At 54.3% G+C, this 21,318-nt stretch carries 14 protein-coding genes and 1 other RNA gene; 13 read left to right on the plus strand and 2 right to left on the minus strand.

Going from position 1 to position 21,318, the window contains the following annotated elements; genetic code table 11:
* Window positions 1–536 (minus strand): helix-turn-helix domain-containing protein (locus tag OCV58_RS04920; protein WP_154877135.1); only part of this gene is annotated, 536 nt, incomplete at its 3' end.
* A gap of 662 nt (window positions 537–1,198) precedes the next feature.
* Between OCV58_RS04920 and OCV58_RS04925 the strand changes: the two genes are divergently transcribed.
* The 9 genes from OCV58_RS04925 to OCV58_RS04965 all read left to right on the plus strand — a co-directional run bounded on the left by OCV58_RS04925 (window position 1,199) and on the right by OCV58_RS04965 (window position 13,968).
* On the plus strand, window positions 1,199–6,112 hold the full coding sequence (locus tag OCV58_RS04925; protein ID WP_154877136.1) for an autotransporter outer membrane beta-barrel domain-containing protein: 4,914 nt from the start codon (window positions 1,199–1,201) through the stop codon (window positions 6,110–6,112).
* 6 nt (window positions 6,113–6,118) lie between these two features.
* On the plus strand, window positions 6,119–6,547 hold the full coding sequence (locus OCV58_RS04930; protein ID WP_154877137.1) for a hypothetical protein: 429 nt from the start codon (window positions 6,119–6,121) through the stop codon (window positions 6,545–6,547).
* 606 nt (window positions 6,548–7,153) lie between these two features.
* Complete coding sequence (gene glpX, locus OCV58_RS04935) at window positions 7,154–8,119, plus strand: class II fructose-bisphosphatase (RefSeq protein ID WP_087477653.1); 966 nt, start codon at window positions 7,154–7,156, stop codon at window positions 8,117–8,119.
* Window positions 8,120–8,396: 277 nt separating this feature from the next.
* Complete coding sequence (locus OCV58_RS04940) at window positions 8,397–8,639, plus strand: AbrB/MazE/SpoVT family DNA-binding domain-containing protein (protein WP_095630000.1); 243 nt, start codon at window positions 8,397–8,399, stop codon at window positions 8,637–8,639.
* Window positions 8,633–8,965, plus strand: coding sequence for a type II toxin-antitoxin system PemK/MazF family toxin (locus OCV58_RS04945; RefSeq protein ID WP_154877138.1), 333 nt, complete (start codon window positions 8,633–8,635; stop codon window positions 8,963–8,965). Before OCV58_RS04940 ends, OCV58_RS04945 begins: the two co-directional genes overlap by 7 nt.
* A 353-nt stretch (window positions 8,966–9,318) precedes the next feature.
* Window positions 9,319–10,593, plus strand: a complete 1,275-nt coding sequence (murA, locus tag OCV58_RS04950) for a UDP-N-acetylglucosamine 1-carboxyvinyltransferase (protein WP_107196417.1) — start codon at window positions 9,319–9,321, stop codon at window positions 10,591–10,593.
* On the plus strand, window positions 10,559–11,644 hold the full coding sequence (gene mreB, locus OCV58_RS04955) for a rod shape-determining protein (RefSeq protein ID WP_275068573.1): 1,086 nt from the start codon (window positions 10,559–10,561) through the stop codon (window positions 11,642–11,644). Before murA ends, mreB begins: the two co-directional genes overlap by 35 nt.
* Before the next feature lie 25 nt (window positions 11,645–11,669).
* On the plus strand, window positions 11,670–11,957 hold the full coding sequence (locus tag OCV58_RS04960) for a hypothetical protein (RefSeq protein ID WP_087477657.1): 288 nt from the start codon (window positions 11,670–11,672) through the stop codon (window positions 11,955–11,957).
* 16 nt (window positions 11,958–11,973) lie between these two features.
* Window positions 11,974–13,968 carry a SpoIVB peptidase S55 domain-containing protein gene (locus OCV58_RS04965; RefSeq protein WP_095629998.1) on the plus strand — a complete coding sequence of 665 codons (1,995 nt, stop codon included), beginning with the start codon at window positions 11,974–11,976 and terminating at the stop codon, window positions 13,966–13,968.
* A gap of 75 nt (window positions 13,969–14,043) precedes the next feature.
* On the opposite strand, the gene OCV58_RS04970 is transcribed toward OCV58_RS04965, so the two are convergent.
* Complete coding sequence (locus OCV58_RS04970) at window positions 14,044–14,805, minus strand: HAD family hydrolase (RefSeq protein WP_154877139.1); 762 nt, start codon at window positions 14,803–14,805, stop codon at window positions 14,044–14,046.
* Window positions 14,806–14,989: 184 nt separating this feature from the next.
* Here OCV58_RS04970 and tkt point away from each other — a divergent pair, with 184 nt between their 5' ends.
* From tkt to OCV58_RS04990, 4 genes are all read left to right on the plus strand, one after another.
* Complete coding sequence (gene tkt / locus OCV58_RS04975; RefSeq protein WP_154877140.1) at window positions 14,990–16,978, plus strand: transketolase; 1,989 nt, start codon at window positions 14,990–14,992, stop codon at window positions 16,976–16,978.
* 214 nt (window positions 16,979–17,192) lie between these two features.
* Window positions 17,193–17,370: non-coding RNA, 6S RNA (gene ssrS, locus OCV58_RS04980), on the plus strand.
* Window positions 17,371–17,456: 86 nt separating this feature from the next.
* Complete coding sequence (locus OCV58_RS04985) at window positions 17,457–18,776, plus strand: replication-associated recombination protein A (protein ID WP_154877141.1); 1,320 nt, start codon at window positions 17,457–17,459, stop codon at window positions 18,774–18,776.
* Between the two features lie 19 nt (window positions 18,777–18,795).
* Window positions 18,796–21,261 (plus strand): FtsK/SpoIIIE family DNA translocase, encoded by a 2,466-nt coding sequence (locus tag OCV58_RS04990; RefSeq protein ID WP_154877142.1) that lies wholly within the window; start codon window positions 18,796–18,798, stop codon window positions 21,259–21,261.
* Window positions 21,262–21,318: the final 57 nt, after the last annotated feature.

A 21,318-nucleotide genomic window follows, 5' to 3' on the forward strand; every position in this document is an offset into this window, starting at 1 on the left:
CCTCTCCGCTTTGCTTCGTCCTCTAACCGCAGTCTCCTCAGTTCTTTTAAAACCGCATTCTCTATACGGAGTTTAAGAAGTTCATCCTCTAATTCCTTGACGTGCTCTGCGCGGGTATCAACCTCCGTATGCTGAACTTGTGCTTCTGTTTCTTTTGCTTGCGATGTACTCAATGTCTTCTTCCTGCCTTTCCTATGCGGTCTTAACGCATCCGGCCCAGCTATTTTAAAGTCATTTACCCATCTGGCAAGCATCGACGGATTGTTGATTCCCATTTGAAGAGCCAGTTCCTGATACGAGAGTTCGCTTGTTAAGTAAGACTCTACCACAGAAAGCTTTTCTTCGAAAGAGTATTCTTTCCGGGATCGAGATCGTTTTAAACCGGTATCCCCAAATTTTTGGTAGGCAGCCACCCACGTTTTTAACTGGCTGCTGCTCGACATGCCATGTTTTTGTGAAATGGAAGCATAGCTTCCCTGATTGTCCAGGTATTCTGATACCAGTTGCTTCTTAAATTCGTAACTGTATTTCGCCATAAAAAAACTGACCTCCCATTGTTAGATTTTTGGTCTAACTTTTGGGGGTCAGTTCAGTATCATAGAAATGTCCCGTTCTTTTTTGATGCCCATGAACGATATGAATATCTTTTTGTTCCTTCGTATCGTATGGGTACTTTTGTTACAAAAGAGATAACTGCCAGCAGCTCCCAACGATTGGCAATTACATCTAGCTGATTATAAGAGGCTGCAGCCGTTTGTCGGTGCTATGCCTTTTTCAACTTTATTATACCGAGTTATCATAGAGCTGACAAGTACATCGTCCCATCTTGCGTACACCCCGTAAATATAGTATAGTAAAACCATACTTAATTGTAACAGAATGGGGGTGAACGAATATGAGACCTGTCCGGTTCCGTAGGCAGGAATGCCAAACAGCTGCACACTATACGAATCAGTATAATTATGTGAAATCATATACGGGGGGGGGGGGGGGGGTACGGTTCATATTATAGATATAGCCTGAAAACGCAGGGATTTTATACCCTGCTTCATATAGCATATCCATGCAGGCAGAGCGCAAGTTCTGCCCTTTTGTCGTGCCATTTTCCCGAAGCATACCCCTTGTCATACGGAGGACAGCTGCGTATGTAAGTAGTTTTTTAGGTATGCAATAGCATGTAGCTAAGGAGGAAAATAGCATGAAAGGCAAACAATTACGAAAAGCCGTGCTACTCGGCATGGCCATGAGCATGGCCGTCTGGACGACGGGCATGGCGGAAGAAATTATAGACAATGGAATTTCCGGCAACACATATACAGAAAAAGTGGTCGACGGTAATTTGACTATCAATAATAGCAGTAAAGCGGCGGCTATTTGGGCTAGTCAAAGCGGTCAAGTATTTCATATTTCTGCGGAAAAAGCGGGTGATGAAGAAGGAAATATCGTTCTGAATAGCAATAGACATGGCATTCAGACAACTAAAAATGCAAACAAAGATCTTGTGTTTGACGTTTCTTTACATGCGGCCGGAAGCAATATTATTCATTTTAATAATGCAAACGGAGGTGGTATTTTTGCCGATAAAGGTTCTTTTGCTGACGGCGGATCAGGTTTGATTCAATTAGAAGCTGTCGAAGGCGGGAATATTATTATCGGAGAAGGTTCAGCTACTAATAGTAGTATCGGGTATGGCGATGGAATTGCTACGAATACCAATACCGTAGATATAAATTTAAACGGAAGATATAATTACATTTCTGCTGGTAAAAACGCCGTTCATTCTATGGGATCTGGAGATATCACTATTCAAGCGGTAAAACCAGACTCGGAAGAAGGGGATATATCTACATTTGCTGACTATGTTGATTATACAAACGTATTGATTGGCGGAGTAAATGGCATTCAAACAGAAGCTGATGGTAATACGAATGTAATTGCCGATGCGGATAACATTATCGCCGGCGGGACGAATGGCATCCTTTCCAACGGAACGAGTACGATCAATGTCGAGGCTGGAAACAATAACAATATCGGTCAGTATACCGATGAAAATGAGCAGACCGTGACCAGTCAGACTGCCATCAATGCTTCTTCCGGCATGGTCACGGTGACGGCAGGCAATGAAAACGTTATCACAGCGACGAACACCGGCATTAAGTCAGATGGGGATGGCACATCCGTTTCTTTGAGTGGCGCGTCAAATACCATTACCGTACATAATGATGCTGGTGCAGCGGTAACAGGCGTGGATGCGGCAGGAAATGGCTCTGTCACTATTGACAGCAGCGGAGACTTTACCGTTAACTTGAACACAACGGGCACACATGGCTATGGTATCAGAGCCGGAAGTGATTCCGAGCATATCGGCGGTACGGTCAAGGTGACGACTGATGACGGAGATATTGGCATCGATATTACGACGGGAGCGCCGGATGCGACGAACGGGAATGTAGATGGCGTCTCTGCTCGAAATTCCGGCACTGTCACGCTGGATTCCGGGAGAAATATCGTTATTTCTACGCACTCTCAAGTCGTAGAGAAACCTTCAAACGAAGGAAATGATGTGTCGGGGATACGAGCCGAGGGTAACAGTTCGGTGCAGGTTACGGCAGATGGATTCATTTCCATAGCAAATACAGATGAAATGGCTGCTGCGTACGGTATTCACGGCGGTAAAGAAGGCTCGGTAACTGTTACGGCCAAAGGGCAAAATGAATACGGCTATGGTGTAGACATCTACACAGCAGGTAAAGTGAATCAGGGCGTTTATGCACAGAACGGCAACAGCACAGTTACTGCTGAAAACGGAGGTATTCGCATCGTGGCAGATGGCATGGAAAGTACCAAGGCCGTTTATACGACAGCGTCTGCATTAGACAGCAGTGTTACTTTAGATGGACAGGGAGATATTTATTTAAGTGCACATAATGACGGTGTCTATCTAACGAATTCGACTGTAGCTGGCCTTTATACGAATGCGTATTCCGGATTGTCGGCAGAAACGGCTGTTACCGGTAAGAATATTACCATCGACGCCAGTAGCGACAATAATATGGCCTATGGTATTTATGGATATGCATCAGGAGAAGGAGCATCGAATCATGTAACTGTTTCTGGTAATGATATCCAAGTGACAGCAGAAGGCGGTGCTTCTCAGACCAATTATGGTGTACTGGCGGGGAACAGCAATGTCGATATTACTGCACAAGGTTCGACCGCTGTGTCTTCTAATGGGTACGGCCTGTATGCTTGGGACAGCACAGGCATCGACTTCCAGCTCAACGTGACCAGTAAAGGCACTAACTCCGTGTACGGCGGAAAACAGGGCGTAGTAGCCGATGGTGCGCTAGCTGGTGTACAAATGACTTCGACAAGCGGAGATAACGTTGTCCAATCTGATACGGGGACGGGCGTGCATACTACTCAGGGCCGCATCGATCTTTATGCAGAAAGAGGCGTTAACTCTATCGCTGCCAATACGGGGATTTGGACAAGCTCAAATGGGTTGGCCGTACTGAAAGCAAAAGATAACCAGCTCACGACAGATGGTTTTGGCGTATATGTGGATACCTCTTCTACCGTGCAGCTTACAGCGACAACGGGGAATAACGTAGTTTCTACCGGTACGGTGGACGAGCAGGGATTCGGTTCCGGCATTGCCGTCAAGGCCCTTTCCGGTTCGCAGCTGACTTTTACGGCGGAGAATGGGTGGAACGCCCATCTCGGCGCGATCGATACGAGAAATGAAGGCACAGAGGTTACTCTGGACGGCACGGTCAATGCGGTCTATTCCGCTGCGACGGTCACGAATGCTGGCGGATTGCAGGAGGATAAAGATCCCAATGAGGAGACTTCTTTCGTCGGAAAATCTGTCATTTCCGCTCTTTATGCGGAAGGAAAGGCGCACATTAAGGCTGACGGGGACTGGAATATTTTCCAGACTAAAGCGGACCCGACAAACGAAGACCAGCTGGAACGTGTGATCTGGGCCTATGACGGCGCGAACATCGATATTACGGGAAGCACGTACATCAGCACGGACAGTTATTCCATCAGCCCGAACAGTGCGGACATTGCCATTGCGGCGGGTACTGCGGTCAATCTGACGGATGCAATGGTTAATGCGGATGTAGCCGATACAGATCGTGCTCATGTCAATTTGACCTACGGCGCGGGCAGCTCTATTACCGGGGATATCCTTGCCGCTTATGCGGGTACGGTAAATATTGATGCGAAGGAAGGATCTGATGCTGGAATCTCCGTGACGGGCAATATTCTTGCCGGTAACAACGGCGTGCTGAACATCGACCTTGGCAAGGGCGGATATTTGGAAGGCCGTGCCGATGATTACGGAGACGCCGGTTTGAATACGACTGGTGAAGACAACATTGACCAAGGCCATGCAACGCACGAATTCTTCAACCCGGCTTTCAGCAGTACGATTTTCAAAGGCGGCGAAGTAAACCTCTCCATGGGCGAAGGCTCGCGCTGGAACGTCACAGGCCAGAGCTGGGTTACGCGCATCAATACGGAAAGCGCGGCTCTTGCAGACGACGTACTGGCGGCTGAAAATCCTGTAGAAGCGATGAACCACATGGCGACGATCGACTTGGTAGAAGCCAATACGGACAGAAATACCAATGCCCATGCGCTGACTGTCTATGAAATGACTGGCGACGCCGTCTTCAATATGAGCCTTGACGCCGACCGCGACGTCAGCGATATGCTGTACATGAAGAGCGCTAACGGCGATTACATTATCAATGTCGTCGACGCCGTAACGCTGGATGACATGTATGCCGAAGGTTTTGATGGCTTACGTTTTGCTACGGTCGGCGAAGGTTCGAACGTATCCTTCCGGGCCGTGACGGTTGGTCAGGGCGTCTTCAACGTCGAATATGAAGTCGGTACGGACGCCTATGCCAATAATGATGAAAATCATGCGTACAACGGCGGCGAATCGGTCAGTGAAGATAAACCGGGATCGGACTTGGTAGACGGGTTCTTTGAATCGACGCAGGAACCGGGGACTGCGGAAACGCAGGCTTCCCGTAAACGGATGCGCATGGCCGCCATGGCTATGCCTGCCGCAGCGAACGACGGCATCATGCTGCTGGACGATACGGCTGCTGCCGATGATACCACTGCGGTTGACGGCTCTGTCGATGAAACGACGAACTTCAAGCTTATCGGCAGAAAAGACGAATCGACGTCTAACGCTGGCAAAACTATCATTGCTATGTCCAAGGTCAACTACTCCAACGCCGTATACATGGACCGCCTGAATAAGCGCATGGGCGAAGCGCGATACATCGACGGCGATGAAGGCCTCTGGGTTCGTATGCGTCACGACCGCATCGGCAAGTCCGACGCCTTCCGCAGCAAGAACACCATGTTTGAATTAGGCTATGACCGCAAGGTCGGCGACCGGGAAGATGGTGAACACCGTCAGGGCGTCGTATTCGACTACATGCGCGGTACGGCCGATTACCATAACGTTGCCGGCGAAGGCGACGTTCGCCGCGGCGGCGTATGGTTCTACGATACGTGGCTGGGCAACAAGGGCCACTACACGGACTACGTATTGAAGTTCGGCCGCCTGTCCAATGATTTCGACATCTACAGCGAATTGGGCGAAAAGATTACCGGTGACTACAGCAACTTCGTCTACTCGGCCAGCGCTGAATACGGCCGCAAGAAATCCTTAGGCGGCGATTGGTACATCGAACCGCAGGCGCAGCTCCAGTATGCCCATGTGACCGACGCCGACTACACGACGAGCCAGGGTACGAGCGTACAACTCGACGCTATTGACAGCTTGATTGGCCGCGTCGGCTTCCGCCTCGGCAAGGACGTCAGCGACACGAGTACCTTTTATATCAAGGCCGACGTGCTCCATGAATTCTTAGGCGATCAGGATATCAGCGCCTTCGACGAAACGGGCCGCCTCGATACGACCTACGAAAACGAAGGCACCTGGTACGACGTGGGCCTCGGCTTCTCCCATCAGTTCAGCAAGGGGACGTACATGTTCCTCGACGTAGAAAAGATCTTCGGCAATGACAACGAAGACACGTATCAATTCAACGTCGGCATGAACTGGAAGGTATAAGGAGCAGTGGAGCGGGAAGCAATATGCCCGGTCTGCGGCAAACCCTTTATAGCCGACCGCATTTCGCAGAAGTATTGCAGTGCTGTCTGCCGGCGCTATGCGTACCGGCATCGCCATGAGGACGAAATGCCGCCGTCCCAGCGGGCAGCAGGAAAGACGCTTCGTACCTTCCGCTGCCTGCGCTGCGGCAAGCTGGTCGTGGTGAAACATAGGGCAGATAAGCGGAGAAAATTCTGCTCGCCCCACTGCGAGCGGCTGTACTGGAAGCATTCTAAAAACGTGAAATCCCAGACCGTACAGAATACCTTCCACTGCCGGAACTGCGGCGTCCTCGTCGACATACGGGACGCCAAGGACAAGCGGACGGCCTTCTGCTGCGCCGACTGCCGCAAGCGATGGTTTTCCTTGCATAGAAGACATAGGAATCAGACGTAATATATGACGAGAGCCGGACATCTCTGTGATGTCCGGCTCTCGTTCGTTATACAGAAAAGATACTTGACGGCCGTCCCGTCATTTCGTACAATAAAGATGAAAATAAGGTGCTGCGCCGACAAACGGCTAGCCCCATTTATTTACGAACAAGAGTAGTCGCAGTTGCTGGGGAGCAGGGCGGCTACTTTTGTTTATGCGAAATGAGATAGAACAATACTATCAGTAACACTAAATAGCATTGATAGAATCCATACGCATCACCCCGATTCTGGGGCGCAATTACCGCCTGCCGTTTGATGTACGCATCACCTCTTTGTATCGTGTACGGGACGGAGCGGAGGATGTCAATTACATACAGAACGTCTAGTTACGTTTTTAGCATAAGCGGCGCTTGCTTCGGCAGGCGTTTTTTTGTGCTTTCTCTTAAATAAAGTGTACTATATTTATACAAATCCTAGGGCAGGACTTTATCCAGACAGCGTAGAAGTAGTACAGCAGGAAAGGCATCGCACGATGCGGGATATGCTGCCGCAGGTCCGGCGAGCCGGCGGATTTGCGGACAGGTACAGGCTCCGGCTTAATCGTACAGCAACAGGAGGCAGGAATATGGACAGAGTGCTCACACTGGAATTCGTTCGCGTTACGGAAGCGGCGGCCGTTAAAGCAGGCCGACTCATGGGGAAAGGCAACAAGATGGGGGCAGACCAGCTGGCTGTCGACGGCATGCATTCGATCTTGTCGAGCGTGCCTATCGACGGGACCGTCGTCATCGGCGAAGGCGAAATGGACGAAGCGCCGATGCTGTATATCGGCGAAAAAGTCGGCGCCGGCGGCACGCCGGTGGATATTGCCGTCGATCCTCTGGAAGGGACGAATTTAACGGCAAAGGGTCAGGATGGGTCTATCGCCGTTATCGCCATCGCCGGCAAGGGCAATCTGCTCCACGCGCCGGATATGTATATGGAAAAGCTCTGCGTCGGGCCGCGCGCCAAGGGGCGTATTGATTTGAACAAGCCCGTGCAGGAAAACCTGCGCCGCATTGCCGAAGGGCTGGAACGGAGCATTGACGATCTGACCGTCGTCATCCTCGACCGCGAACGGCATCAGGAAATCATCAACGACTGCCGCGACGCCGGCGCGCGCATCAAACTCATCACGGACGGCGACGTATCGCCGGCTGTCGACGTAGGCATTGAAGGCTCAGGCGTTCACGTCCTTATGGGGATTGGCGGCGCGCCGGAAGGCGTACTGGCCGCGGCGGCTCTCAAATGCCTCGGCGGCGATATGCAGGCCCGCCTGATTCCGTACACGGAAGAAGAACGGAAGCGGTGCTACGAAATGGGCATCATGGATCTCAACAAGGTCATGACGATTGACGATTTGGTCAAAGGCGACGACTGCATCTTCTCGGCGACGGCTATTACGAACACGCCGATGATGCGCGGCGTCCAGTATTTCGGCGGCGGCGCCCGCACCAACTCCGTCGTCATGCGCTATAAGAGCGGCACGATTCGCTTTATCGACACGTTCCACCGCTTCGACAAGAGCGCGAAATGGAGCATTCACTTGTAATGCTGTTCGGCATAACGCGAAGGGACTCTCGCAAGGGAGTCTCTTTTTTTTGTAATTAGAAAACTCTTGGTTAGTAGATACTGCTATTGTTCAGGACTAATAGTATTATAAAATAAAAAGTTGTACAGTTACTTGCAGTCGGCCCGAACCAAAGATACTGTGCAGATAATGGCAAAAGACGCTTTTGAGCTGAAGTATGAAGCGGTGGAATTTTAAATTCGTTGACGCTCTTCTTCTTGTAGTATATACTATGTATATACAGAAGGGAGTGAGAGGCATGGCTGTTACGGTAAAAATTCAAAAATGGGGTAACTCTCAAGGCATCCGAATCCCGAAGAATATCATTGATATACTGGATTGGGATGATAACGAAGTGGTGGAAATGTCTGCGCAGGACGGCAACCTGATCATCAAACCGCACAAGAGGAAGACGATTGAGGAATTGTTTGCTAATTATGACGGCACATACGAAAAAGAAACGATAGATTGGGGCGACCCGGTAGGTAAGGAAATATGGTAAAACAAGGAACAATTATCAAAGTAAATTTAAATCCCCGTGCAGGACATGAACAGGCAGGGTATCGCCCAGCCGTTGTCGTTAGCAATGACACATTTAACGCAAAGACGAGCATGGTAATTGTTTGCTCTATCACAAATACGATGAATCATTTCCCTCTGCATGTGCCGCTGGATGAAAGAACGAAAACCACGGGATGTATTTTATGCGAACATATCCGGGCTCTGGATATAGAGGCGAGAACCTATCGAGTCATAGAGCAATTACCTGACGATATTTTGCAACAAGTTGTTAACATCATATTCGCTGAGATTGACATTCCGGTATAAACGGGGCTGTCGCCGAATGAAGAATTATTTCCTCTTCGTGCGGCAGCTCCATTTTTACTTTACAGTAGGGAAAGAAGCGTAACGGTTGTATCAGAAAGGCCGATCTGGTACTGGGACAGGCAATCTGCTTCGTACTAAAGACATATTACGATGTATAACAAATCCTTTTACATCAGGTAAATTGATTGTAAGAGCTTTATCTTTTCCCTGTCCACCTCTTTTAGTTTCCTACCTTTTATGGTACAATGACTTGATAGTAAATAAAATCACAATAGGCAGAGTGCCGCGTCTTTTTAGCTGCCGAAGCATCCTGCCTGTCTTATATATCGAATTCTGTTTAGGAGGCACCGGAATTGGAGAAGCTGGTTATTCATGGTGGAAAGCCCTTAATGGGTACTGTTCGCGTCAGCGGGGCTAAAAATGCCGTGCTGCCGATTATCGTCGCGTCCATGCTGGGAACGACGAAGAGCACATTGACGGAAATTCCGAAATTAGACGACGTCCATACGGTCTGCGACGTCATCGAATCTCTTGGCGTTCATATAGAAAATCCGCAGAAGGGCGTGTTGGAAATCGACGCGTCGAATTTGTCGTCGACGTCGGCGCCGTACGACCTCGTGCGGCGCATGCGGGCGTCCTTCCTGGTCATGGGGCCTCTGCTGGCTCGCAAAGGCCGGGCGAAGATTTCCCTGCCCGGCGGCTGTTCCATCGGCGCCCGGCCTATCGACCTGCATCTGAAGGCCTTTGAGGCCATGGGCGCCGTCATCAACCTGGAAAACGGCGACATTGAAGCGACGGTTCCCAACGGCCTGAAAGGGGCGCAGATTTACCTCGATTTCCCCAGCGTCGGCGCGACGGAAAACATCCTCATGGCCGCTTCGCTGGCCGAAGGCAAGACCGTCCTGGAAAACGCGGCAGAAGAGCCGGAAATCGTTGACCTGGCGACCTATCTGAACAGCATGGGGGCCAATATCCGCGGCGCCGGCACGAATGTCATCCGCATCGAAGGCGTCAAGGAGCTGCGAGGCGCGACGCATTCGGTTATTCCCGACCGAATTGAAGCGGGCACCTTTATGATCGGCGCGGCCATGTCCGGCGGCGACGTGTTCGTAGAAAACGCTTTGTCGGAGCATTTGAAGCCCGTCGTGGCGAAATTGAAGGAAGTAGGGGCCGAGGTCATCGAGGATATCGACGGCATTCGGGTCATCGGGCATCTGCCCATGCGTCCTGCCGACGTCAAGACCCTGCCCTATCCCGGCTTCCCGACCGATATGCAGGCTCAGTTCATGGCCTTGGCGACGATTTGCCAGGGCACGAGCGTCATTACGGAGACGGTCTTTGAAAACCGCTTCATGCACGTCGACGAATTTAAGCGCATGGGGGCGAAGATCCGCATTGAAGGACGCAGTGCTATCGTAGAAGGCGTGCCGAAGCTCAAAGGGGCGGCGGTCAACGCGACGGACCTGCGCGCCGGCGCGGCTCTCGTCCTGGCAGGCCTCGTCGCTGAAGGCGAAACGGAAGTCGGGTACTTGTACCATATCGACCGGGGCTACGATAATCTCGTATTGAAATTACAAAGGTTAGGTGCTGATATTGTTCGGGTCAATATTGACGAAGAAGAAAACTAAGAAAAAAGCCCGTTCCGGCCTGGCGCATTCGCTGTCCCTGGCGAACTGGCTGGGAAGTGATATTGCGATCGATCTGGGTACGACGAACGTCCTCGTCTATGTCAAGCATCAGGGCGTCGTCGTCAACGAGCCGGCGGTCATCGCCGTCGACAAGGCGACGAACCAGGTCATCGCCATCGGCAGGGAAGCCCAGTCGATGCTGGGGCGGACGCCGCGGCATATTCACGCCTACCATCCGATGCAGAACGGCGTCATCGCCGATTACGACGCGACGGAGTACATGCTGCAGTATTTTATCCGCAAGGCCATTGGCAAGGCGTTGTTTTTCAAGCCGAGGGTCATTATCTGCGTGCCGTCGGGCATTACGAATGTCGAACGGCGCGCCGTCATGGAAGCGGCCCGCAAGGCCGGAGCCCGCAAAACCGTCGTCATGGAGGAACCTTTGGCGGCGGCTATCGGCGCAGGTCTCGATATTGCCGAATCGAACGGCTCCATGGTCATCGATATCGGCGGCGGCACGACGGACGTGGCTATTTTAAGCCTCAGCGGCATCGTCATCAGCGAATCCCTGCGCATCGGTAGCAATACCTTTGACGAAGCGATTATCCATTATTTGGAAAAGATAAAGCATATTACCATCGGCAGCCGCACGGCGGAAGAGCTGAAAATACTCATCGGCACGGCCCTGCCCGACGGCCGCAGCCTCACGGCGGACGTCCGCGGCCGCAGTACGGAGACGGGCCTGCCCGTCGTCATGGACATCGATTCCCAGGAAATCCGCCGGGCTCTGGACGAGCCCATACAGCGGATTTTGCGGGCCGTCCTGTCCATTTTGGAAAAGACGCCGCCCGAGCTGGCGGCAGATATTGCCGACCACGGCATCGTCCTGACCGGCGGTGGCATGCTCCTCGACGGACTGGACCGCCTCATTTCCCGGACGACGGGCATGGCGGCATACCTGTGCGACGAGCCGCTGCTGTGCGTGGCTAACGGAGCCGGCAAGTCGCTCCAGGCCATGAATCAGCTGAAAGATAGTTTTGAAGATATATAAACGTGTATCTAAGGAGGGATTTGACATGAAATGGCTGCGTACCCTGATGGTTTCCGCTGCCTTGTGCATGAGCGCCGCGGCGGCCTTTGCCGCCGACGTTTCGTATCCGTCTGTATTAGGCGGAACGGTCGTTTCCATTACTCCTGCCGGGACGGCAGTGAAGCAGGGCGACGTCCTGCTGACCGTCGATTCCCTGGCCGGCCCTATGCCGGCAGCGCGGGCCGCCTCCGACGGCATCGTAAAGCAGGTTTTGGTAGCCCCGGGAACGGCTGTCAAGCGGGGAACTGCCGTAATTATTGTGGAAGAGAAATAAGAGGAAAAGAATCTTAATGATACGATTACGCATGCTGCGGCGTCTCGCCGCGCGGACATGCCTGGCTGCCGTTTGCTGCGCTATGTCTCTCACTGCCTTTGCCCAGGACTTCATGAACGTCAGCGAAGTGCGCGAGGGCATGACGGGATACGCTAAGACGGTAGTTCACGGCAATACGATAGAAACATTTCCCGTAGAAATACTGGGAGTCATGAAAAACAGCGGCCCGTCCGGCGATTTGATACTGGCGAAGTTTTCCGGGCCGCTCATAGAGGAAACGGGCGGCATCGCCCAGGGCATGAGCGGCAGCCCCGTGTATATCGACGGCAAGCTCGTCGGGGCCATCGCCTACGGCTGGTCCTTTACGAATTCCCGCGTCGGCATGATTACGCCTATCGGCGATATGCTCAAGCTGTGGAACGTGCCGACGAAGGAAGAAATCCGTCCGTTCAACGCCAGGGAATCGTCGCTGATTCCCATCGCGACGCCTCTCATGGTGAGCGGCTTCGACGGCGTGTCGACAGAATGGATGACGTCCAAGCTGCCGCAGTACAACTTCATGCCCGTCAATACGGCCTCGGCGGCGGCCGACGAAGCGCCTGCGCCTTTGGAAGCGGGCAGCTCCGTAGCCGCGTCGCTGGTCAACGGCGATATGAAGATGGGCGCTATCGGCACGGTGACCTACGTAGACGGCGACAACATCGTCGCTTTCGGCCATCCGTTCCTGAAAAAGGGCAGCATGAATTACTTCATGCACAACGCCTATATTTTTACCATTGTCAATAATATGTCCAGCTCCTTCAAGCTAGGGTCCGTAGGCGCGGAAATCGGCCGCATCAACCAGGACCGGGGAGCAGGCATTGCCGGCCTGTACGGACGGCTGACGGCGGGCATCCCCGTGACTATCAATATCCGTGACACCGATACGGGCGCGAATAACGTAAAGCGGGTCAAGATTATTGAAGACAACGAGCTGACGCCGGTCCTGGCGGCCACGACGGTATACAATACGGTCAACAAAACCATCGACCGCAGCGGCGGCGGCACGGCGACCTTGTCCTATACGATCCGGTCGTCTAACGGCCGGGATAAGGACATCAGCCGTCACAACATGTACTACTCTGTCGACAACATCAACGAGAAGAGCATCGACGAGCTGTACAACGTGCTGGATATACTCAAGCACAACGAATTCATTGACTATCCCGTGCTGGATATCGAGATGAACGTCGACATTACGCAGGCTAAGAAAGAAGCGCGCATCGTCGACGCGACGGCGGCCCCCGTCGTCGTCAGCCCCGGCGACAACGTGTATTTCCGGGTCAAGCTTCACCCGTACCGCGGCGCCGATGAGGTAAAGACTATGAGCTTTACCGTCCCCAAGGATCAGCCCCTCGGCGACATGGTCCTGGAAATCCGCGGCGGCGGCGTGATCCCCCTGCCGTACTTGATTGAAAAGCAGCGCTATAACCTGACCGATGAAATTCTCGAGCGGCTGCGCCATTACAAGGATTTCGCCGATTTGAAGAAAACCATCGAAGGCGAAGACGCTAATAACGATTTGGTTATCGAAATTTTGCAGCAAGGCGTTAGCATGATTGACGACGGCGGCGAAAAGGTCGTGAAGGAAAAAATCCGCGGCAAAGAACCGCCGGTGCAGAATAAGGATATCGTCAAGCCCGACAAGCGCGGACTGAACGATACGGGCGACAGGGAAGACGCTAAGTCGTCTATCGCTACGCCTTACATCGTCAAGGGCGACGGGCAGATTACGATTAAGGTCGTATCTCCGGCTGAGCGCGACGCCTTCTTGGCTAAAAATCATCAGCTCAACGAAGCGAAGGCCGTCATCAGCGAAGAAGCTGACGAAGCTGCGGCGGCCAGCGACGAAGAGGCTGAAGATGAAAAGCCAAGGGAACATAAGAAAGACGCGCCTCATGGCGGCCAGGACGGCGGCGACGGACAGAAAAACGACGTCTTTCGCCTGGTAGACCTGGCGTCGAGGATGTAATGCCAACTCTATAGAGAAAGCTAAAAATGGGCAGGCCCGCAGGTCTGCCCATTTTGTCGTAGTGCCTATAACATGTTATATCCAGCCGAATTTGACGCAGGCATGAAGGATGCCGCCTTTGTCGTTGTCGTCTGTAATATAGTCGGCCCGTTCTTTCAACTCCGCCTTGGCGTTGCCCATGGCGATGGAAAAGAAGGGCTTGCGGAACATGGAAATGTCGTTCAGCCCGTCACCGAAGACGACGGCGTCTTCGGGCCTGCCGCCGACGCGCTTCAGCATGTTGAGAATGCCCTTTCCCTTATCTGTCGGCTCGACGAGGTACGTATGGTCTAAGTAGGTCAGGTGCGGAAGGCCCTGCCGGTCCGGCTCGTTTTGTTCGTCTGCCGGCCGGGCGTAGGTAATCTTATAGACTGCGTCGAGGCTGTCGATAGCGACGGGGCGCACGACCGTTTTCATGTAGTTCTTCGGGTCGGCACAGGGGTAGTCGGCGTAGGGCGTATAGCGGCATATCGTGTTGTCCGTCACGACGGCCCAGGGAAGGCGGCGTTCGTCCAGCTCGCGCAGGAGGGCTTTGCACGGCTCCAGGGGCAGCCCTTCCATTTCCAAGATTTCGCCGTCGAGGGACAGGCTGTTGCCGCCGTCGGATACGACGGCCGGAATGCCGTAGCGGTCGGCAAAATGCTGGGCGTCGCACTGCAGGCGGCCCGTGGCGATGGAAACGAAATGGCCACGCCGCCGGAGCTGGCGCAGGCAGTAGGCCGTATCAGCCGGAATGATGCTGGAAATGCTGAGGCCTAAGGTGTTGTCGATATCGAAAAAGAAATATTTTTTATCCATGACAGGTCCTTTCTGATGACAAGATGTCCGTACGGTTTTCATTATACCCTATCCGGCGGAGAACATGAAGGCGATTCTGCAGCGGTCTCTGTTTTTTGCGAATTGAGGATTGACAGAATCGCCGGGGTTTACCATAATAAAGGTATGTATGTTTATAAGGAATGTATAAAGGAGAGAGTAAATCATGAGTACAATTGACACGACTTGTGTAAATGCAATCCGCGTGTTGTCGGCAGACGCCATTCAAAAGGCAAACTCCGGCCATCCGGGCCTTCCCTTGGGCGCCGCGCCGATTGCATACGAATTGTGGGCTAACCATATGAAGCACAACGCTAAAAATCCGAAATGGGCCGATCGCGACCGCTTTATCTTGTCCGGCGGCCACGGCTCCATGCTGCTCTATTCGCTGCTGCACCTCTTCGGCTACGGCCTGACCCTCGACGACGTGAAGCAGTTCCGCCAGGACGGCTCCCTGACGCCGGGCCATCCCGAATACGGCCACACCGTCGGCGTAGAAGCTACGACGGGCCCCCTGGGTGCCGGCATGTCCATGGCCGTCGGCATGGCAATGGCCGAAGCTCATTTGGCAGCCGTATTCAACAAGCCCGAATATCCCGTCGTTGACCATTACACCTTCGTCCTCGGCGGCGACGGCTGCATGATGGAAGGCATCTCCTCGGAAGCCTTCTCTTTGGCAGGCACGCTGGGCCTGAGCAAGCTGATCGTCCTGTACGACAGCAACAACATCTCCATCGAAGGCGGCACGGATATCGCCTTTACGGAAAACGTGCAGGAACGGATGCAGGCCTTCGGCTTCCAGACGCTGGAAGTTGCCGACGGCAACGATTTGGAAGCTATCGGCAAAGCTATTGAAGAAGCGAAAGCCGATACGGAACATCCGTCCTTCATTACGATTCATACCCAGATCGGCTACGGCTGCCCGGCGAAGCAGGGCAAGGCTTCGGCTCACGGCTCGCCATTGGGAGAAGAAAACATCGTCGCCATGAAGGAAAACCTCGGCTGGCCAAGCACGGAACCGTTCTATGTTCCCGACGAAGTTTACGCTCATTACGAAGAACTGAGCAAAAAGGGCGCGGCGGCAGAAGATGCCTGGAACGCCTTGTTTGCTGACTACGCAGCGAAATATCCCGATATGAAAGCGAAATGGGACGCCTTCCACAGCACCGTAGACGCGCAGGCTCTTCTGGAAAATGAAGACTTCTGGGCCTACGCCGACAAGCCGCAGGCCACGCGCAACCTGTCGGGCATCATGATCAACCGCCTGAAAGACCTCGTGCCGCAGCTCATCGGCGGCAGCGCCGATTTGGCTCCGTCCAACAAGACGTACATGGACGACGCCGGCGATTTCAGCAAGGGCAATTATGGCGGCCGCAACCTCCACTTCGGCGTCCGCGAACTGGCTATGGGCGGCATGACCAACGGCCTGGCTCTCCACGGCGGCCTCCGTCCCTATGCCGGCACCTTCTTCGTATTCAGCGATTACATGAAGCCGATGATTCGCCTGGCCGCTTTGATGAAGCTGCCGACGACTTACGTACTGACTCACGACAGCATCGGCGTCGGCGAAGACGGCCCGACGCACGAACCGATCGAACAGCTGGCTATGCTCCGGGCTACGCCGAACGTCAACGTATTCCGTCCGGCCGACGCGACGGAAACGGCTGCCGGCTGGTATCTGGCCGTTACGAGCCAGGAAACGCCGACGGCTCTCGTCCTGACCCGCCAGAACCTGCCGCAGCTTGCCGGCAGCAGCAAGGAAGCCCTGAAGGGCGGCTATATCGTAGCCGACGCGGCGAAGGAAACGCCTGACGCAATCATCATCGCCAGCGGCTCCGAAGTATCTTTGGCTGTGGAAGCCAAGGATATGCTGGCGAAAGAAGGCGTCGACGTCCGCGTCGTCAGCATGCCCTGCATGGAACTCTTCGAACAGCAGGACGACGCCTACAAGGCTCAGGTCCTTCCGGCCAATGTCCGCGCCCGCGTAGCCGTAGAAGCGGCTTCCGACTTCGGCTGGGGCAAATACGTCGGCCTCGACGGCGCGACCGTTACGATGCAGGGCTTCGGCGCTTCGGCTCCGGCAGAACTGCTTTTCGAAAAATTCGGCTTCACGGCAGAAAACGTAGCCAACACGGTAAAGAGCGTATTAAAATAATAGGGACCTATTTCACATAGTCCCGATGTGACGGAAAAAGCTGCACGGCTCGTCCCGGCAGCTTTTTTCGTTTATCAAGTCCTGCAATACAAGATATTCCTTGCTTTTTCGTACAAGTATTTCTTAAATGCATAAGAAATATGCATGGAACAAAGAGGAATAAATTGTCAAGGCTTGATTTTACAATCGTTTTTTATTATACTAGGAACAAGAGAAAACCCTACTGTGTACGTAAATGGTCTCGATGTTTTGAACCAACATCTTTTACATTGGGAGTCCGGACTCTGCATAGCGAAGCAATGCCTTCACTGGACTGCTGACCTCTGTAGGAGGACACCCACCTGCTTAGGCAGGCTCAAAACTCGGTTTATAAACGGCATGGTGGGGCTTCTTTTCTTGTTCATAATACGTACGTTTTACATACATGTCGCCGCTAAGATTTCTTGGCGGCGTTCTATTTAGTCTGAGGAGCAAACAAATGAGCGGAGACGATTTATTTTCTATGGCCAGTGAGCGGCAGAAGGCGTCCTTCGAGCCCTTAGCCGTCCGGATGAGGCCGCAGACATTGGATGAAATATACGGGCAGGAACAGATTGTCGGGCCGGGGACGTTTCTGCGAGCCATGATTGAGCGCGACACCATTCCGTCCCTGCTGCTGTACGGGCCGTCGGGCGTCGGCAAGACGACCTTGGCTCACGTCATCGCCTGCGAAACGAACAGCCGCTTCGTCCGCCTGAACGCCGTCACGGCTGGCACGGCGGAGCTGCGCAAGGTCATTCAGGAAGCGAAGGACGCCGTGCACCTGTATCAGCGGCGGACGATTTTATTTATCGACGAAATCCATCGCTTCAACAAGGGACAGCAGGACGTCCTGCTGCCCTATGTGGAAGACGGTACGGTCATCCTCGTCGGCGCGACGACGGAGAACCCTTATTTTGAAGTGAACCGGCCCCTGTTGTCGCGGCTGCGCGTCGTGCCCCTGTCGCCCCTGTCGGAAGAAGCTATTGCCGCTGTGCTGCGTCGGGCCCTGGGGGATACGGAAAAAGGGCTGGGAGTTCATCATCTCGCCGCGTCGGAAGAAGTCCTGCGGACGATGGCCCGCCTGGCCGACTGCGACGCCCGCGTAGGGCTGAACCTGCTGGAGCAGGCGGCCATGCTCGTGCCCGACGGGGGAGAGCTGAGCCATGACGTCGTAGAAAAGGTGGCCGGCCGCAAGGTGTATACGTATGATAAAAAGGGCGACACCCATTACGATACGGCGTCGGCCTTCATCAAGAGCATGCGCGGCTCCGATCCCGACGCGGCCCTCCACTATCTGGCCCGCATGATCGAAGGGGGCGAGCAGCCTTCCTTTATCGCCAGACGGCTGGTCATCTGCGCCGCCGAAGACGTAGGGCTGGCCGACCCGCAGGCCTTGGTCATTGCCAACGCGGCGGCTCAGGCCGTGCAGTTCGTCGGCTGGCCTGAAGGCCGGATTATCTTGGCGGAAGCCGTCGTGTACGTGGCCTGCGCGCCGAAGAGCAACAGCGCCTACATGGCTGTCGACGCGGCTCTGGCCGACGTGCGCCGCGGCGGCTGCGGCGACGTGCCGGCTTATTTGCGGGACAGCCACTACAGCGGCGCCGCTTCCCTGGGACGGGGCGAGGGGTATCAGTATCCCCATTCGTTCCCCGGCGGCTGGGTAGAACAGCAGTATTTGCCGGACCCGCTGAAAGACAAGACCTATTACAAGCCGTCGGCTTACGGCAAGGAAAAGGACATAGCCGCGCGCTGGCGAGAACGGCGGGGCGGCAAGTGAGATATAGAAGGTGAATGGAATGGCAGAACGTAAGACCCGCAAGACTGGCCGGACGGCGGGACGGAGAAAGAAAACGGGGACGGCGAAGCAAGGCGCGTCCCTGCTGAAATTTGAAATTATCGGATTGGTCTGTATCTTTTTGGGAATTTTTGCGACGATCGGCATTATCGGCGTCGACACGGGCAGCGTCGGCTATTCCCTGGACGGGCTGCTGGCCTATGGCTTTGGCTTCGGCCGCATCGTCGCGTCCCTGTCCCTCATCGTGCTGGGGCTGAAGTACATCATGGTCCGCAAGGCCTGCCCTGTTACGAAGCAATGGCTGGTCGGGTTTTGGATATACAGCTTATTTTTGACCTGGATTCACGTCGTCTTTATTCCTGAAGGGACGGAATTTATGCCGGCGAGCCTGCGCGTCGGCGGCGGCCTCATCGGGGCGGTGCTGTCTTCGGCCCTTCGGGAGCTTCTGGGACAGTTCGGCGCCGTACTGGTGCTTATCATCGCCTGCGTCGTGACGGCGATTATATGGAAAAAATGGTCTATTTCCAAGCCTGTGACGCTCGTATCGCATAAGGCGTCGGAGGAAGTGTCCAAGATGTCGGATAAAGCAGTCGAAGGCCTGCAGGGCGCGTCTACGGCTATTAAAGAATGGCACCGGCCCCATATTTTTGATTTCCAGAAGGAAGAAGAAAAAGAACGGGCGGCCTTGGACCTGCCGAAGACGCCCGTGCCGTTGGAGCCTGCGCCGCCAGAAGGAACAGAGGAAGACGACGTGGCCTATACGCCTGTCTATGCTGAAAGCGGCGCGGCGCGCGTCGATTTGGCCGACGATGCCGATACAGCCCGGGAGGAGGCCTATGAGCTGCCGGAAGATGAACGGGCCTATGAGCCGGAAGATGAGAACTGTGACGCTGAAGAGGCTGGTGAAGACCGGCCGTCTCTCGCTGGTACGACGGACGTGCTGGACGAAGAGCTGGCCCATATCAAGCCGGTCGAAGTAGAGCAGACGGCGACGGCTGCCGATATCGGCCCGGCCGGAGCCAGCGCGGTGCCTACGGCGCAGGGGGAACGGACGTATCGCCTGCCGCCGTTGTCCATTTTGCAGCACGGTAAGGAGCAGAGCGGCGGCGTGAGCGACGAAGTGCGGCAGAACGCCCGCATCCTGCAGGAAACGCTGCAGAGTTTTAATATCGACGCTAAAATCCTGAACGCCAGCCAGGGCCCGGCCGTTACGCGGTATGAATTAGAGCCGGCGGCAGGCGTCAAGGTCAGCAAGATCGTCCATCTGGCCGACGATTTGGCCTTGAAGCTGGCGGCGACGGATATCCGCATTGAAGCGCCGATTCCCGGCAAGGCTGCCGTGGGCATCGAAGTGCCGAATAAAAAATTGTCCGGCGTCATGCTCCGCGACGTATTGGATACGGATGCCTTCCGCCTGGCCGCCGGTGGCGTGCCCGTCAGCCTGGGCAAGGACATTGCCGGCAACCCGGTTATCGCCGATTTGACGAAGATGCCTCACCTTCTCGTCGCCGGCTCGACGGGCTCGGGCAAGAGCGTATGCATTAATACCTTTATTGCCAGCATCTTGTTTAAGCAGCGGCCGGAGGACGTCAAGCTCATCCTCATTGACCCGAAGGTCGTCGAATTGTCGAACTACAACGGCCTGCCTCATTTGCTGACGCCTGTCGTGACGGACCCGAAAAAAGCGGCCAGCGTCCTCCGCTGGGCCGTGCGGGAAATGGACGACCGCTACAAGCGGTTTGCCGACACGAAGACCCGCGATATTTCGCGGTATAACGAGCTGCATCCGGAAACGGCCATGCCCTTTGTCGTCATCATCATTGACGAATTGGCCGACTTGATGATGGTCGCGTCCAGCGACGTAGAAGAATCGATTTGCCGTCTGGCTCAGAAAGCCCGGGCCTGCGGCATGCACCTCGTCCTGGCGACGCAGCGCCCGTCTGTCGACGTGCTGACCGGCTTGATTAAGGCCAACGTGCCGAGCCGCATTGCCTTTGCCGTATCGAGCCAGGTCGATTCGCGGACGATTCTCGATATGGCCGGCGCGGAAAAGCTCATCGGCAAGGGCGACATGCTCTTTTATCCCATGGGGGCATCGAAGCCCCTGCGCGTCCAGGGCGCGTTTATTTCCGACGGGGAAATCGACAAGGTCGTCGAATACATCAAAGCCCAGAGCCGTCCGCAGTACAGCGAGTCCGTCCAGAAGGCCCAGGAAGAAAACGGCGGCGGAGAAGGCGAATTCTTTGAAGACGACCTCATGCCCCAGGCTATCGACATGGTGCTGGAAACGGGACAGGCGTCGGCCTCCATGCTGCAGCGCCGGTTCCGCGTCGGCTACACCCGGGCCGCCCGCATGATTGACATGATGGAAGCCATGGGCATCGTCGGCCCGAATAACGGCAGCAAGGCCAGAGATATATTGATGACTGCCGACGAGGTGCAGCAGAAATATTTGAGCAATATGTAGAACAGTTCCCATCTTCTGCCATATGGTATATAATAAAAAGATACAACGTAAGAGGAG

The organism is Megasphaera stantonii (assembly GCF_025567065.1).
GTDB lineage: Bacteria > Bacillota > Negativicutes > Veillonellales > Megasphaeraceae > Megasphaera > Megasphaera stantonii.

What these genes read in the sequence shown, in the direction of transcription:
- OCV58_RS04940 (WP_095630000.1), top strand. Translation starts at nt 8,397, where the DNA reads ATGGCTGTTACGGTAAAAATTCAAAAATGGGGTAACTCTCAAGGCATC.
- OCV58_RS04985 (WP_154877141.1), top strand. Translation starts at nt 17,457, where the DNA reads ATGAGCGGAGACGATTTATTTTCTATGGCCAGTGAGCGGCAGAAGGCG.
- OCV58_RS04965 (WP_095629998.1), top strand. Translation starts at nt 11,974, where the DNA reads ATGATACGATTACGCATGCTGCGGCGTCTCGCCGCGCGGACATGCCTG.
- glpX (WP_087477653.1), top strand. Translation starts at nt 7,154, where the DNA reads ATGGACAGAGTGCTCACACTGGAATTCGTTCGCGTTACGGAAGCGGCG.
- OCV58_RS04960 (WP_087477657.1), top strand. Translation starts at nt 11,670, where the DNA reads ATGAAATGGCTGCGTACCCTGATGGTTTCCGCTGCCTTGTGCATGAGC.
- OCV58_RS04925 (WP_154877136.1), top strand. Translation starts at nt 1,199, where the DNA reads ATGAAAGGCAAACAATTACGAAAAGCCGTGCTACTCGGCATGGCCATG.
- OCV58_RS04990 (WP_154877142.1), top strand. Translation starts at nt 18,796, where the DNA reads ATGGCAGAACGTAAGACCCGCAAGACTGGCCGGACGGCGGGACGGAGA.
- OCV58_RS04970 (WP_154877139.1), bottom strand. Translation starts at nt 14,805, where the DNA reads ATGGATAAAAAATATTTCTTTTTCGATATCGACAACACCTTAGGCCTC.
- OCV58_RS04945 (WP_154877138.1), top strand. Translation starts at nt 8,633, where the DNA reads ATGGTAAAACAAGGAACAATTATCAAAGTAAATTTAAATCCCCGTGCA.
- tkt (WP_154877140.1), top strand. Translation starts at nt 14,990, where the DNA reads ATGAGTACAATTGACACGACTTGTGTAAATGCAATCCGCGTGTTGTCG.